Annotated in this window: 13 protein-coding genes; 11 read left to right on the top strand and 2 right to left on the bottom strand. The window is 38.2% G+C overall.

What is annotated here, in order from left to right:
- Positions 1 to 28 precede the first annotated feature (28 nt).
- The 10 genes from AA650_RS12745 to AA650_RS12700 all read left to right on the top strand — a co-directional run bounded on the left by AA650_RS12745 (position 29) and on the right by AA650_RS12700 (position 10358).
- Positions 29 to 256 carry a hypothetical protein gene (locus tag AA650_RS12745; protein ID WP_027403866.1) on the top strand — a complete coding sequence of 76 codons (228 nt, stop codon included), beginning with the start codon at positions 29 to 31 and terminating at the stop codon, positions 254 to 256.
- Complete coding sequence (locus AA650_RS12740; protein WP_053539305.1) at positions 231 to 515, top strand: type II toxin-antitoxin system RelE family toxin; 285 nt, start codon at positions 231 to 233, stop codon at positions 513 to 515. The genes AA650_RS12745 and AA650_RS12740 overlap by 26 nt, the downstream gene beginning before the upstream one ends.
- Positions 516 to 1192: 677 nt before the next feature.
- Complete coding sequence (purT, locus tag AA650_RS12735; protein WP_053539304.1) at positions 1193 to 2362, top strand: formate-dependent phosphoribosylglycinamide formyltransferase; 1170 nt, start codon at positions 1193 to 1195, stop codon at positions 2360 to 2362.
- A 160-nt stretch (positions 2363 to 2522) separates the two neighbouring features.
- Positions 2523 to 2819: a hypothetical protein gene (locus AA650_RS12730; protein WP_027403863.1), complete on the top strand. Its 297-nt coding sequence runs from the start codon at positions 2523 to 2525 to the stop codon at positions 2817 to 2819.
- A gap of 93 nt (positions 2820 to 2912) precedes the next feature.
- Positions 2913 to 3662, top strand: a complete 750-nt coding sequence (locus AA650_RS12725) for a M50 family metallopeptidase (RefSeq protein WP_053539303.1) — start codon at positions 2913 to 2915, stop codon at positions 3660 to 3662.
- 227 nt (positions 3663 to 3889) lie between these two features.
- Positions 3890 to 4864, top strand: a complete 975-nt coding sequence (locus AA650_RS12720; protein ID WP_053539302.1) for a DUF362 domain-containing protein — start codon at positions 3890 to 3892, stop codon at positions 4862 to 4864.
- A gap of 416 nt (positions 4865 to 5280) precedes the next feature.
- A complete protein-coding gene (locus AA650_RS12715) occupies positions 5281 to 6333 on the top strand; it encodes a permease (RefSeq protein WP_053539301.1) in 1053 nt (350 codons plus the stop codon).
- 183 nt (positions 6334 to 6516) lie between these two features.
- Positions 6517 to 7281, top strand: a complete 765-nt coding sequence (locus AA650_RS12710) for a TIGR03943 family putative permease subunit (protein ID WP_053539300.1) — start codon at positions 6517 to 6519, stop codon at positions 7279 to 7281.
- A gap of 48 nt (positions 7282 to 7329) precedes the next feature.
- On the top strand, positions 7330 to 8829 hold the full coding sequence (locus AA650_RS12705) for an Ig-like domain-containing protein (protein ID WP_053539299.1): 1500 nt from the start codon (positions 7330 to 7332) through the stop codon (positions 8827 to 8829).
- A gap of 107 nt (positions 8830 to 8936) precedes the next feature.
- The gene (locus AA650_RS12700; protein ID WP_199924239.1) at positions 8937 to 10358 is read left to right on the top strand and encodes a hypothetical protein; all 1422 of its coding nucleotides are present in this window, start codon (positions 8937 to 8939) and stop codon (positions 10356 to 10358) included.
- Positions 10359 to 10582: 224 nt separating this feature from the next.
- Here the strand turns inward: AA650_RS12700 and AA650_RS12695 are convergent, their stop codons facing one another.
- The gene (locus AA650_RS12695) at positions 10583 to 10795 is read right to left on the bottom strand and encodes a hypothetical protein (RefSeq protein ID WP_053539297.1); all 213 of its coding nucleotides are present in this window, start codon (positions 10793 to 10795) and stop codon (positions 10583 to 10585) included.
- Between the two features lie 249 nt (positions 10796 to 11044).
- Between AA650_RS12695 and AA650_RS27910 the strand changes: the two genes are divergently transcribed.
- Positions 11045 to 11182: a hypothetical protein gene (locus tag AA650_RS27910; RefSeq protein ID WP_199924238.1), complete on the top strand. Its 138-nt coding sequence runs from the start codon at positions 11045 to 11047 to the stop codon at positions 11180 to 11182.
- Here the strand turns inward: AA650_RS27910 and AA650_RS12690 are convergent.
- Positions 11179 to 14601 carry a serine protease gene (locus tag AA650_RS12690; protein WP_053539296.1) on the bottom strand — a complete coding sequence of 1141 codons (3423 nt, stop codon included), beginning with the start codon at positions 14599 to 14601 and terminating at the stop codon, positions 11179 to 11181. The two genes, AA650_RS27910 and AA650_RS12690, sit on opposite strands and share 4 nt — an antisense overlap.
- Positions 14602 to 14684 lie beyond the last annotated feature (83 nt).

The following is a 14684-nucleotide window of genomic DNA, read 5'->3' as shown; positions in this document are numbered from 1 at the left end:
CAAATTGGGTAAATAATCAAAATAATCTATGAATACACTAGAACTTCGTGAACAAATCCAAGAATATGTTGAACAACTGTCACCTGAAAAATTACTAGTAGCAGTTGATTTTTTAGCATATCTAGCAACAAGAGAAGATGATGCTACTCAAGAGTTATTAGAAATCGTAGGATTTAAAGAAAATTTTGATCATGCTAGAGAAAACGTAAAACAAGGAAAGGTGATTACTGTTGACCAACTTAAACGAAAATATTAATTATACTGTTGTTATTAGTATTGATGCAGGGGAGTTTTTTGAATCTGCTTCTGCCATCTTACAACGGAAGTTAGACAGATGTTTTGATCGTTTAAAAATTAATCCTCGTAATCATCCTAATATAAAATCTCTCAAAGGTGAGTTATCAGGTTATTATCGTTATCGAGTAGGTGACTATAGAGTTATTTATGAAGTTAATGATGATTTAAAAATGGTAACAGTTGTTTTTATTGCCCATAGAAGTAAAGTTTATGAATAGCTTGTAGGGTGCGTTAGGATAACCAAAAGATTATAAAATGTACACATAAATTAACTACGCGACGCAACGCACCATTGATATTGTCTGAATCAGGATAACCAGGATTAAAGGATTAACAGGATGGTAATTTATAGATGGTTTAAATTATTCAAAAACAATCATTCAAAAACATCCTAAAAAAAACCAACTCCCCACCAAAAATCATCCAACAACATCCTGAAAATCCTCAAATCCTGGACATCCTGATTCTGACAAAAAAAATCATCAACTCCCCACCAAAAATCATCCAACAACATCCTGAAAATCCTCAAATCCTGGACATCCTGATTCTGACAAATAAAACCTCAAACTCCCACCAAAAATCATCCAACAACATCCTGAAAATCCTCAAATCCTGGATATCCTGATTCTGACAAAATAAAATCATCCAACAACATCCTGAAAATCCTCAAATCCTGGACATCCTGATTCTGACAAAAATACTTCCGGGACAACAAAACCCTATATATATGGGCGCACAGATTTCCACCATAATTAAACAATAACCGAAACTTGGAAACTTGTCAACAGTATTTTGAATAATTGTCCTGTTTTTTATCCAACCTCCTCGGCAAAAATCCCCAAACTATGTAAAATAATGACAAGATATTTAAATCAACATCTGCGGTATCGAACTTATGATTAAGAAGCTAAAACTACCCCAAAAATTAATGCTGCTTGGTTCAGGAGAACTGGGAAAAGAATTTGTCATTGCTGCTCAACGTCTAGGCAATTATATCATTGCTGTGGACAGATATGCCGATGCACCCGCCATGCAGGTAGCTGATTGTGCAGAAGTTATTTCTATGCTAAGTGCTGATGATTTAGAAGCGGTTGTCAATAAACATCAACCCGATTTTATTATTCCCGAAATTGAAGCAATTAGAACCGAAAAATTACAAGAATTTGAACAAAGAGGAATTACAGTTATTCCCACAGCAGCGGCGACTAATTACACCATGAACCGCGACAGAATTAGGGAATTAGCACATCAAGAATTAGGAATTAGAACTGCTAAATATGGTTATGCTGTCACTTTAGAAGAGCTAATTACTATTTCTGAAAAAATTGGTTTTCCCAATGTTGTCAAACCTGTGATGTCATCTTCTGGAAAAGGTCAATCTGTAGTTAATGATAGAAGTGAAGTAGAAAAAGCTTGGAATTATGCTATTTCTAATTCTCGTGGTGATAGCCAAAAGGTAATTGTTGAAGAATTTATTAATTTTGAAATTGAAATTACTTTACTAACTATTAAACAATGGGACGCACCGACAATTTTCTGTTCCCCCATTGGCCACCGTCAAGAAAGAGGTGATTATCAAGAATCTTGGCAACCCGCAGCTATTTCTGAAGATAAAATTTTAGCATCTCAAGAAATTGCTAAAAAAGTTACTGATGCTTTAGGTGGTGCGGGAATTTTTGGGGTTGAATTTTTCATTACTAAAGATGAAGTCATTTTTTCAGAACTGTCTCCCAGACCCCATGATACAGGGATGGTGACATTAATTTCTCAGAATTTGAATGAATTTGAATTACATCTGCGAGCTATTTTAGGTTTACCAATTCCCCATATTGAACAGTTAGGATTTTCTGCAAGTGCGGTAATTTTAGCTTCGGAAAAATCTGATTCTATTACTTTTACTGGTGTAGCTGAAGCTTTAGCTGAAAAAGATGTAGATATTAAGTTATTTGGTAAACCTACTGCTCATCCTTATCGTCGCATGGGTGTGGCTTTAGCAAAAGGTGGGGATATTCAAGAAGCTAGAGAAAAGGCAGTAAAGGCAGCTAGTCAGGTGAAAATAAATTAAGCATTCAGCTATAGCGGTATGCACTGGCAATGAGATGAAAGGTTTATTATAAAAGTCTATAATAAGGAACTTTTTCTTCTTTCTTGCTATTGAATGGGCGCAGTCCTTGGGTTCAAGGGGCGCAGACCCTGCGCCCCTACAGAATATTTGATTTATGAGTATGAGAGCCAGAATTGAAAATAATGTTTTATTTATTCATCATGAAGATGTACCAGAATTTAAAAAAGGCGGTTCTGTAGTTAGAAATTCTTACTTTTGGGCTTTACGTTCCATTGCTGGACGTGCTAGACGCTATCATGATTGGGAATATGAATCAGAAGTTTGGTTTGCACTGGAACGAATGCTTTTGTCTTTTACTGAATCTGGGTATTTAGGTTATAAAGAAACAATGTTAGAGTTTCCCTTATCGCAAGGTGAAATTCCCAGTGTGTTGCGGAATGCAGCCACTTGGGAATAAATTTCAGGAAATCAACACTTCCTCTTGAAGTAAATTAGGATAGATTCAAGAATACTCAGCTAATTGGTGTAATTACGCGCAGGAGAGTCACTAATGAGAGAACCCAGTAAAAATTCTAAACCTTTATTTACTCAAGAAACACCAACAGAAGTAGAACAAATGGGGCTAACCTGGTTAGTAGCAGCGGCTATAGTCACAGCAATTATGTGGCAAATACCCATAGGTAATTATATTTTGTACCCATTTTCTATCTTAGCTACTTGGTTTCATGAAATGGGTCACGGTTTGATGGCTTTGATGTTGGGGGGACAATTTCAAAAACTAGAAATTTTTGGTAACGGTTCTGGCGTAGCTCATTATACTTTAAGTAACACATGGGGATACCTTGGTATCGGCTTAGTAGCGGCTGCGGGGCCAATGGGTCCACCTATTGCCGGTGCCAGCTTAATTCTCGCTTCTGGGAGTTGGAAAACAACTTCTTTGAGTTTAAAAATTTTAGGTGGATTTTTACTGCTGTCTACATTAATTTGGGTGCGTTCTTGGTTTGGCTTTGTGGCTATTCCCCTGTTAGGTTTGATGATATTGGGAATTGCGTTAAAAACACCTCTTTGGGTACAAGGGTTTGCAATTCAATTTTTAGGTGTGCAGGCTTGTGTCAGTACCTATCACCAACTTGATTATTTATTTAGTTATACTGCAGGTCCATTAAGATTATCGGATACAGGACAAATGCAGAGGTATTTATTTTTACCTTATTGGTTTTGGGGGCTATTAATGGCGATCGCATCTCTCATCATTTTAGTCCAAAGTTTGCGCGTTGTCTATTCAACAAATCAGCAATAGATGATACTTTTCTCAAATAGGTTGCGTAAATATTGTGAGGGTGATTTTAGCTGTTTCATCTACCCTGAGAAATAAAATAAATATTAGCAAAATCACTATTTCATAAAACTTCTTACTTTAACTGTTTTCTAGATTTCATCTTTGTCGAGGCTTCAAGAATTTTTCCACTATAGTTGAATTTTTGATACAGTATTAATGCTGAATGTAATATAACGCCATTATTTTCCATGTCAACACAAAAACCATCTGTGAGTCTAATTCGGGCTAAATCTTACGAACAGGAAGCTTTAAAAGAATCATTGGAAACACTCCTAGAGCCTTTAGGGGGTATGGCTGCTTTTGTGAAACCGGGAAACCGCGTTTTACTCAAACCCAACTTACTCACCGGTTCTCGTCCGACTAAAGAATGTACCACCAGACCAGAATTAGTGCGTGCCGTTGCCGAAATGGTAATTGCCGTTGGTGGCAACCCATTTTTAGGAGATAGTCCCGCTTTTGGTAGTGCTAAGGGTGTGGCTATAGCCAATGGGTTATTACCAATTTTGGAAGAACTGAAGTTACCACTTGTGGAATTTCATGGTAAACGTTATCAAACGGTAAACGATAATTTTAATCACTTGCTTTTATCTAAAGAAGCAATGGAAGCAGATGTGATTATTAATCTTCCTAAAGTGAAATCTCATATGCAATTAACTCTAACTTTAGGAGTAAAAAATCTCTTTGGCTGTGTTCCTGGGAAAATGAAAGCTTGGTGGCACATGGAATCTGGCAAAGATGCTGACAAATTTGGAGAAATGTTAGTAGAAACTGCCAGGGCAATTAATCCAACTTTAACAATTTTAGATGGAATTATTGGTCATGAAGGTAATGGACCAAGTGGGGGAGAACCTCGGAATTTAGAAATTTTAGCAGCATCAAGTAATGTATTTGCCTTAGATAGAGCAATGTTAGAAGTTCTCCAAGTTGCACCTGCACAAGTTCCCACGGTTGCAGCTTCACAACGATTGGGAATATGTCCAGAATTAAGTGATATTCACTTTCCGAATTTATCCCCTGATTTATTACAAATTACAGATTGGCAATTACCGGAAAAGTTAATGCCCATAGATTTTGCTATGCCCCGTGTGATTAAATCTACCTTTAGGCATCTTTACATCCGCTTTATTAAAGAACCCATGAGCGCTTATAGAGTCAGTCGGTAAAAAGAGGCAGGGGAGTAGGGGGAGTAGGGGGAGTTGGGGAGTTGGGGAGTGGGGGAGTTGGGGGAGTTGGGGGAGTTGGGGAGTTGGGGGAGTTGGGGGAGTTGGGGGAGTTGGGGAGTAGGGGGAGTAGGGGAGTAGGGGGAGTAGTAGGGGAAAGATACAAGACAAAGCCTTTACTCCGCCTCAGTTTACCTGAATTCTGGTGTATGTATTTATTGTCTCTAAGTTGTAAATTCACCAAATAAAAGTTAGAAAACAGAGAATTTTTTCACAAATTATTGGGGACTGCTATAATTGCCTGACTATAATGAGATCGACTTTTAGTAGTTTCATCAATGATCCCCGTATAGGTGACTCAAAAATAAGATGACAAAACAAAACCCTAAAACTCAGAACTGCTGTTGAATACAACGCCCATGAATCAACTGAACAATGGTTTTACAATATTTCTCAGTCTACTAGTGGAGGCGATGCCATTTTTACTGCTGGGTGTGTTCTTATCCAGTCTATTACTACTATTTGTTGATGAAAGTAAATTGGTGGAGAAAATGCCCAAAAATCCCCTATTGGGGGCTTTATTTGGCAGTATGATCGGCTTTTTGTTTCCAGTTTGTGAATGTGGTAATGTGCCAGTGGCACGACGGTTATTGATGCAGGGAGTACCCACACCGGTAGCAATTGGCTTTTTATTAGCAGCACCAACAATTAACCCCATTGTAATTTGGTCAACTTGGACGGCATTCCGCGATCAACCAGAAATAGTAGTGTTAAGAGTGGTATTTTCCCTGGCTATTGCGACTATTATTGGTTTTATCTTCAGTTTTCAACCAGATTTAGTTCCTTTTCTCCAGCCAGCGATCGCCCGTTATCTCAAATTTAACCCCCCAGCACCACCGAAAACAACCCGCAGGGGACAACAATCTCAATTACAACCCCAAACTAATACACCGAATTTATTGCAATCAGGAACATATATTCTCGGCGGCAGAACAGGAGCATCACAACGCATAGACAATAATTACAGTGAAGTTGCTGCAATTTCTAACCTCAGTAAACCCTTATCAGAGAAACTCCGCTCCCTCTTAGATAATATTGTCCAAGAACTCCGGGAATTAGGCGGAGTCATGGTATTAGGAAGTGCGATCGCTGCCGCTACCCAAGTTTTAGCACCCCGTGACTTGATTCTTAGTCTTGGGGCTGGGCCAATTAGCTCAATTTTAGCCATGCTAGTATTAGCAGCAGTTGTATCAATATGCTCTACAGTTGATGCCTTCTTTGCCCTATCTTTTGCTTCCACTTTTACTAGCGGGTCATTGTTAGCATTTTTAGTATTTGGACCGATGATTGATATTAAAGGTATTGGTTTGATGCTATCAATTTTTAAGCCAAAAGCCCTGATCTATCTATTTTTCTTAGCTGGACAATTGACGCTCTTATTTACCTTATTTCTGAATCTGCACGTGATCTAATTGGGATTCAGTCCCATTTTCATCAGAATTTTCTCCTTTATCTCGGAAATGTGGGGTGTGAGGTATAGGGTTTAAACTTGGGGAAAGTGAGAATATAGTAACTGAAGATTAAGAAAAAGGTAGTCAATAATTTCTGTTCATCTACTCCCTGCCCCCTGCCTCTATCATCTGTGACACCCAAAAATGCTGAATTCCCAAACTAAAGCCCCAAATAAACTCATCCCTTGGCTAGATGTATTAGCCATTACAGCTTGGGGTATTCTCATGTTGAAATATTGGCTAACAGGCAAACTCTACTTATTAATCCACCCGGACTTCTTTTGGTTAGTAGTTGTAGCTGGAATAGCCTTATTAATCATTGGTTTTTCCAAAGGATTGCAACTGTGGAAAAACCGTCACCGTCCCCAAATATCTAATCCTGGGCATATTAACTTATTTCCCCCTGGTTGGGGCAGTTTTTTACTACTAACAACGGCAATTTTAGGGTTAATGATTACACCCCGTGTCTTTGCCAGTCAAACAGCCCTAGATCGGGGTGTCACTGAATCAACAGGTGCTAGTCGCGCTCAACCTCAAGCATTTCGGGCTACAGTTCGCCCAGAAGAGCGATCGCTCGTAGACTGGGTACGCACACTGAATGTCTATCCTGAACCGGACTCATACACAGGGCAAAAGGCAAAAGTTCAGGGATTTGTGATTCATCAACCTAACGTCAGTGAAGAATATATATTTTTAGCCAGATTTGTTCTCAGTTGTTGTGCCGCAGATGCTTATCCCGTGGGATTACCAGTCCAAATATCTGGAACACGGCAACAGTATCCGCCTGATACATGGTTAGAAATAGAAGGACAAATGACCACACAAACAGTCGCCGAAAAACGTCAATTAACAATCAAAGCCAACTCTATTAAAAAAATTCCCCAACCTCAAAACCCTTACAGTTATTAGTCAGGATCATCAATCTAAAATCTAAAATCCAAAATCCAAAATCGTTAGATGAGCAAATCCTATAAACTTATACAACCATTAGACGGAATTGCGATCGCAGTCATGCTCCTACTGAGTATGCTCATCGGATTGATCATCTGGAAAGGCGATGTAGTCAAACCTAGCGTCCGCAACTTTACCTGGGAAAACCAACAAATCGGCGCGGAGGATCTCTCCTTCTCCCTCACCTTTAGTCGGCCAATGGACTTCAAAAGCATTGAGGAGAACTTAAAAATAGATCCACCCCTAGCCGGGAAAATTAGTTGGACAGGCAGAAGAATGGTCTATACCCTCCTCACCCCAGCCCCTTACGGAACAACGTACCAAGTCAAATTAGAACAAGGCAAAGATAAATACTCTCAAGCCGAAGGGAAAAACCGCGTCATGCAGCCCTTTACAGGGAACTTCACCACCCGCAATCGCGCCATCCTTTATATTGGCTCTGCGCCAGAAATCCAAGGGCAGTTGGTACTTTATAATTTAACCCAAGAACAAAAAAAAGTCCTTACTCCCAAAGACTTAATTGTTATGGATTTTGAGCCATTCCCCAATGGTGAAAAAATCCTCTTCTCCGCCCGTTCCGCCAAAAATCCCGACCTCCTCTCCGCCCAACTTTATACAGTAACCACAGGCATACCTAATCAAATTGGTCAAGAAACAGCAGCCCCAGGTAAGGTTGACCTAATTTTAGATAACAAAGAATATCAAAACCTCAAATTTGACCTCTCCGCAGATGGACAAATCATCGTTATTCAAAGAGGTAAACGAGATAATCCCGGTGACTTTGCCCTCTGGTACTTATCCACCCAAAATGACAATTCCGGCGAAAAACCCACCCCAAAACGATTACAAGGACAACCAGGCGGAGATTTTCTGATCACCCCCGACAGCAAAGCCGTAGCCGTTTCCCAAGGAGAAGGGACAGCAATTGTATCTTTAGAAGGTAACAGCAGTAAACCCCTGGATTTTCTGCCTCAATTTGGCTTAGTACAAGCCTTCTCTAAAGACGGTTCACAGGCAGCAATGGTCAAATTTAACACCGACTATACAAGAGATTTGTTTTTAGTCACCAACCAAGGCGTACAAAAACAACTATTAAAAACAACAGGCTCAATTCTTAGCTGTCAGTTTGACCCAGCCTCCCCTAACCTTTACTGCTTAGTTACACAACTGGTTTCTAAAGAACAATACATAGAACAGCCTTACTTGGTATCCATTAACCTAAAAACAGGAGTACAAAAACCATTGCTACTCTTACCCGCTGCTCAACGCAATGTGCAAACCCATTTAGCCCCCGACGGTTTAGGCTTCTTATTTGACCAAGTAGTTCCCGTGACCAACAACACAGCCCAACTACCCGCTAACACCTTAAAAACAGATGACGGCGAACCCATTGCTAGTAGTAGTCTTTGGTTAATGCCTTTGCTACCCATCCCTGATAATATCAACATAGATATTAAACCAGAACAACTGCCATTAGTGGGCTTTCATCCCCATTGGCTACCTTAAGTAATTGACAATTGCCAACTGATAATTAACAATTGTCGAATATCAAGAGTCAATTTTTCTTTGTGTAAATAACTGATAACGGCTACGTATTTGTGAATCATCACAATATGACCGTGACAAATTTACCTCTAATCAAGCTAACGCCACGCTATCGGCCAACTACAGATTGTCAATGTGAAACCGTAGTTATGGAAAAATTGGAAGACAGCAACCAACAAGACTGGATTGCAGAACCTAATATTGATCAACAAGCACAGATCAACTTAGAATTTCAGCAATTACTGAAGTTAAATACAGAATTAACTACAGCTAATAATCATCTCTATGCTCAGGTAGAGCAGTTAAAAACCGAATTAGCTGAAGCCGAAAAGATTTTGCAATGGCACAAAACCCGGTCTACTGTGACGGAATCTATGTTTAACCAACAAAATCAAGAACTTTCCGCTGGTCAAGAACAAATTCATTCCCTGTATCAGCAGTTAGAAACTGCTGTCCAAACTGTTCAACAACAAGAAATTTGTATTGAAAATTATCAAGCTAATTTGCAAGTTAGCCAACAGCGGTTAGCGCATTTGGAAAGAGAATGTTCTCTTTTGCAAGCTAACTACAGTCAAGAGTCTCAACAGTTATTACACTCGGAAAATACTTGTCGTGAATTGCGGTCTCGGCTAATGCGTCAACAACGACAAACTATGCAGTTTAAATCGGCTTTGGAAAAATGTCTAGATACTCCCATTCCTAGCCATGAAAATTTAGAAGATCATATCCATCATCCCCATGATGTGATTCACAAACAAACGCGATTCTCCAGAAAAGCCCGGTCTTTGTTTCCCAATGCTCAACCTATTCGTCCTTGGACAGGGGAGACAGATTCTCTGAATGAGTCTGTAAATAATTCCTGGGTTAAGCCGACAGCAACAACTTCTGAAAATTATCCCCATGATCCAGAACCAGTAATCTCTCAGCCTACACAAGTTGATGAATCAACAACTCCATCAACAACTGAAGATGATTCTGGGGTATTATCCCTAGACCAGCAATTAGAAGGGATAATTCATCGGTTTTTTATTACACCATCATCTGAAGCAACGGAGGAGGGGACCCAGGCAAAAGTAAATATTCATCAAGGTGATATATCTGTTTTAGAAACTTTAGTATCTACTTCGGAAAATTATGCACAACCAGAAATAATAATTAAACAGGATTTGCAGATGGAAATTGATCCTTATGGTACTACTGAAAATTCTGGAAAGGAAGATTTTCCACTATCACTAATAGAGGAATTTCCAATCATTTCTACCGCTCTTAGCCATCAGATCAATACTGTGGAAATGGAAGATTATTGGTTGGATATTTCCCCGACAACGGAATCAAATTTACCCACTAATGATGTTTTGCCAAAGTTATTGGATGAAAATACATCTGACCATAAATCGCCTTCACCATTGATTTATCCCCAACGACCACCCAAGGGACGCAAATCTTTAGCATCTGTAGAATTGCCGAATTTTCAACCTAAGCACAAGTAGATGATTAAGACTTTATTTCTGGTCACGCATTTGATAAAATTGTTAATAGGCTGAAATAAATATCAAAATGATATTGTTGACTCTTGGCAGGCTAGAAGCCCACCCCACAATAAGTATAATATTATTGTGGGCTGGGCATCCTGCCTGCCCGTATTATGTTTAATTGTAACTATCAAACTCGTTTTGGCTGGGGTTATTTGTTGAATATTTGAACCGCATAAATCTTAATCACTAAAGGTTGATTGATTTAATGTTTCCATCAAAATTTCTCCAGCCCCGAAGTTATCATAAGGCGTTGCTAGGTGATATGTTTTGAAGGGTTCTAGTGGAGGAATATTTTCAGATGAATCTAAATCTTCTGCAAGAATGCGAATTAATTTGAGTTTTTCTGGTGCTGAGAGTTGTTGAATTGATGGGAGTAAATCGGTTAGTGTCATATTTTTCTCTTGATATATCTGAGAGGATGTTTGAAAAGTTTTTAATGTATAAACTGACCCCTCTCCAAACCTCTCCCCTGCAAGGGGAGAGGCTTTAAAACCCCCCTTCCCTACAAGGGAATGGGGGTAGGGGGGTTAGGTTTTTGGAGATTATGGGTTTCATATAATACTTTTCAAACAACCTCTGAGGGATAGAGTCAAAATTACTTTATTCTATTTTATCTCAAAGCGATTTCTAGGTTGTGGTTTGTGATCACTCATTTTATCATGGTGGGATTAAAAAAATCTACAACTGTTTCTGTAGATTTGCCTTCTCGCGGAATCAATGCAGAAAACGCCACAATATTCAGTCATATTGATACTAAGGGTGCGGAAGGTGGGTTCTAAATCAAACCTTTTATCCGAGGATTATTCAAAAACTCCTGACTATCTTTTATCAACTTATCACCCCAATTATTCTCTTTTAGAAACTCTATCTTCCCATAACGTTTATCTAATTTTAATGCCGTTTCTCCCGATTTCAAACCCGCTTCTTTATCGCCTTTAGCATATAAAGCTACACCTAAAGCTAGATGTGCTTCTGCCAAATTGCTATTGATTTTTATCGCATTTCGCCAATAATTAATTGCTGTTTCTACTTCTCCCATTTCATAGTGAACTATGCCTAAGTTCGTGTAAGCTTCGGGATAGTCTGGTTTTAATTTAATGGCTTGATTCCAATCATCAATCGCTTGTTTGTAGTCTTTTAAGAAATAGTGAGCAATACCCCGAACATAGTAGGCTTCGGTAAAGTCTGGTTTTAATTTAATGGCTTGAGTGTAATCATTAATAGCTTGTTTGTAGTCCTTCAATTGAAAGTAAGCAAGACCCCTACCACCATAGTATGTTGCATTTTTAGGATCAAGTTGAATGGCCTGAGTATAATCATTAATTGCTTGTTTGTAGTCCTTCAATTGAAAGTAAGCAAGACCCCTACCACCATAGTATGTTGCATTTTTAGGATCAAGTTGAATGGCCTGAGTATAATCATTAATTGCTTGTTTGTAGTCTTTTAATTGAAAATAGGCAAAACCCCTACGGGCATAGTAATTGGCATTTTTAGTGTCAAGTTTAATAGCTTGAGTGTAATCATCAATTGCCTGTTTATAGTCCTTTAATTGAAGGTAAGTAAGACCCCGACGGGCATAGTAATTGGCATTTTTAGTGTCAAGTTTAATAGCTTGACTGTAATCATCAATTGCCTGCTTGTATTCTTTTAACTGCAAATAAACATTACCCCGACTCCGATATGTATCAGCATATTGAGGATCAATTTTAATGGCTTGAGTGTAATCATTAATCGCCTGTTTGTAGTCTTTTAATTCATAATAATTATCCCCTCTATCACGATAGTATGTTGGATTTTTAGGATCAAGTTGAATGGCTTGAGTGTAATCATCAACCGCCTGTTTGTAGTTTTCTAATTCACCATAAGCAGCACCCCTAACAACATAGTATGCTGCATTTTTAGGGTCAATTTTAATGGCTTGAGTAAAATCAGCCGTGGCTTCTTGAAACTTGTTTAAAAGAGCATAAACAAAACCCCTGAACAAATAGTTGTCGGCATTTTTAGGGTCAAATTGAATGGCTACATTCATTAAACTAATTATTTCATTGGGGGCAATGCGAATAGCTTCAGTAAAGTCAGCTATACCTTGTTTTTGTTCTTTCAAGTTAAAATATTGAGAACCACGCTCACCTAGCAAAAGGTAGGCAAAAGCTCGTATCCCATAGGCAGAAAAATGAGGGTAAATTTTAATAGATTGATTTGCACTATCAATCGCTTCAGGAAAGCGCTGTAAGAAAAACAACACACGACCTCGCCAAGCGTAAAGATCAAATTGATTAGGACTCAGAGCAATGGCTTTGTCTAGAGATACCAATGCTTCTGAAGATTTATCTGATTGCAATAGTGAGTGACTTCGCTCTTTCCAAGCTTGAGCAAAGTTGGGATTAATTTTAAGAGCTTTATCATAAGCAGCAATTGATTCTGGGTATTTTTTCTCACTACTAAATATCATCCCCTTGAAATACCAAGCTTGATAAAAATTCGGTTTTTTGCTAATCGCTTTATCAACGGCTTTTATTGCTTCTGCATATTTCTGAGAACGCCATAGTTGATTAGCATAATTTAGCCATAATATTTCATCATCGCTATTTTTAGGAACTTGATTCAATGGTAATAAATATTCACTAATTACATCCTCTTCCGATTTTTTTAGTGTAGCTGGTGTAGTAGTTTCGACTTTTAAATCTGAATCTATTCCTACCTGTTGAACTAAATTTAAAAATGTCCTAATGGGAACACCAGAACTACTACCTAAATTGATTTCACCATCAAAATCGAGTGATATTTCACCTTCCACTCTGCCATGAATACCAATTAATCTTCCTTGGGTATCTAAAACCGCACCGCCACTCATTCCGCCTTTAGTAATATTACTATAAAGTAGATCATAACCATCACTTAAAACAGTTTGTATTCGCGCAGGTATCCGAGAACTTTGATTATTGAAACTTACATAAGTATTCAACTTGATTAATTCTGGTTGGCTCAAAACTCCCGCTGTTAAAATCCGGTGAGGTTTGTTTTTGTTTTGTTGTTTATTACCAGGAAAACCAGAAACAAACACTTTTTGATCTTTAGTATTTAAACTATAATTTGCTAAAGTTGCAACTTGATATTTTTGATTACTGGTAAATTGAACAACGGCTAAATCAACTCCAGGCATTCTTTTCGCATTGTTGACATTTAGAGCATATCTTTGATTATCCGGTGCGACTATTTCTAACTTATCTTTTAATTTTTTTTCATCACGATTCCAGATAACATGATCTGCGGTCAACACATAATAAATATTACCTTTCTGGGCAATAATTACCCCAGAACCGATATCTGTGGGGTTAGCATTAGGAATTAACACCGTAATTTCTTGGGCAATTTTATCAATATTTTGGATTAAACCTTTTTTCGCTATCAAAGCAGAATCATCACCCTTTCTAGGCGATTTAGCCACAAATTCCGGGACTATCTTAGCGACGGCGTAAATCGGTAAACCCCAACTATATTGACGCATTTGCTGACGTTCGGCTGCACTGGGTTTACTATTGTCAATATAAGTATATATTTTATCAGAAATAGGATAAGCATGAACGGCATTAATACCAATAACTTCACCTTGATAATTTAATATGGGTCCGCCACTCATTCCTGGTTGAACTTTATTGCTGTAACCTATGCGATAACCTCTTTGAAAACTTTTATCTGGTAATAGAGAAATTTGTCCTTCGGTGAAAACTAATTGAGCATTATCACTCACAAATCCAGCCGCGACAATTTTTTGTTCTACTGCTATAGGTGCAGAAATTCCTAAAGTAGCTATAGTATATTCTGCTGTTGATTGAAACTGGAATAAAGCCACATCTTGATTTTTTAAAGATGCTGGTTTTTCTTTAATGACATTAGCAGGATATATTTTTCCATCTGGTGTTTGAATGCGATAGGATTCACCTGGATTCATCACATGATCATTGGTTAAAATAGTGTAACTATTACCATTTTTAGCAATTAAAGTTCCTGAAGCACTGCCATTTTTAGTTAATATTTTCACAGTGATAGATTTGGCTAAAGCTTGTAATTGTGCTGAGGTTAATAGTTTTTTTGTAGGTTCTTGTGCGGTAACTAGTTGAGGAGAAATCAATAACAATTGCTGAGGAATAGTTAATAAAGCAGTTGTGCAAATGAGGGTAAAAAATAGGTGTTTCATGATCTTTTTTTGTTTGAGTAAATTAGGAGATGAATATAAGTAGGTTGGGTTGAGGAACGAAACCCAACATTTCTTGATAACTT

It is taken from the genome of Anabaena sp. WA102, from assembly GCF_001277295.1.
GTDB lineage: Bacteria > Cyanobacteriota > Cyanobacteriia > Cyanobacteriales > Nostocaceae > Dolichospermum > Dolichospermum heterosporum.
The sequence above is the reverse complement of the archived record's forward strand: the minus strand, read 5'-3'. Positions and strand labels throughout refer to the sequence as shown.

What these genes read in the sequence shown, in the direction of transcription:
- AA650_RS12730 (WP_027403863.1), top strand. Translation starts at nt 2,523, where the DNA reads ATGAGAGCCAGAATTGAAAATAATGTTTTATTTATTCATCATGAAGAT.
- purT (WP_053539304.1), top strand. Translation starts at nt 1,193, where the DNA reads ATGATTAAGAAGCTAAAACTACCCCAAAAATTAATGCTGCTTGGTTCA.
- AA650_RS12700 (WP_199924239.1), top strand. Translation starts at nt 8,937, where the DNA reads ATGACCGTGACAAATTTACCTCTAATCAAGCTAACGCCACGCTATCGG.
- AA650_RS12725 (WP_053539303.1), top strand. Translation starts at nt 2,913, where the DNA reads ATGAGAGAACCCAGTAAAAATTCTAAACCTTTATTTACTCAAGAAACA.
- AA650_RS12690 (WP_053539296.1), bottom strand. Translation starts at nt 14,601, where the DNA reads ATGAAACACCTATTTTTTACCCTCATTTGCACAACTGCTTTATTAACT.
- AA650_RS12720 (WP_053539302.1), top strand. Translation starts at nt 3,890, where the DNA reads ATGTCAACACAAAAACCATCTGTGAGTCTAATTCGGGCTAAATCTTAC.
- AA650_RS12705 (WP_053539299.1), top strand. Translation starts at nt 7,330, where the DNA reads ATGAGCAAATCCTATAAACTTATACAACCATTAGACGGAATTGCGATC.
- AA650_RS12695 (WP_053539297.1), bottom strand. Translation starts at nt 10,795, where the DNA reads ATGACACTAACCGATTTACTCCCATCAATTCAACAACTCTCAGCACCA.
- AA650_RS12745 (WP_027403866.1), top strand. Translation starts at nt 29, where the DNA reads ATGAATACACTAGAACTTCGTGAACAAATCCAAGAATATGTTGAACAA.
- AA650_RS12715 (WP_053539301.1), top strand. Translation starts at nt 5,281, where the DNA reads ATGAATCAACTGAACAATGGTTTTACAATATTTCTCAGTCTACTAGTG.
- AA650_RS12710 (WP_053539300.1), top strand. Translation starts at nt 6,517, where the DNA reads ATGCTGAATTCCCAAACTAAAGCCCCAAATAAACTCATCCCTTGGCTA.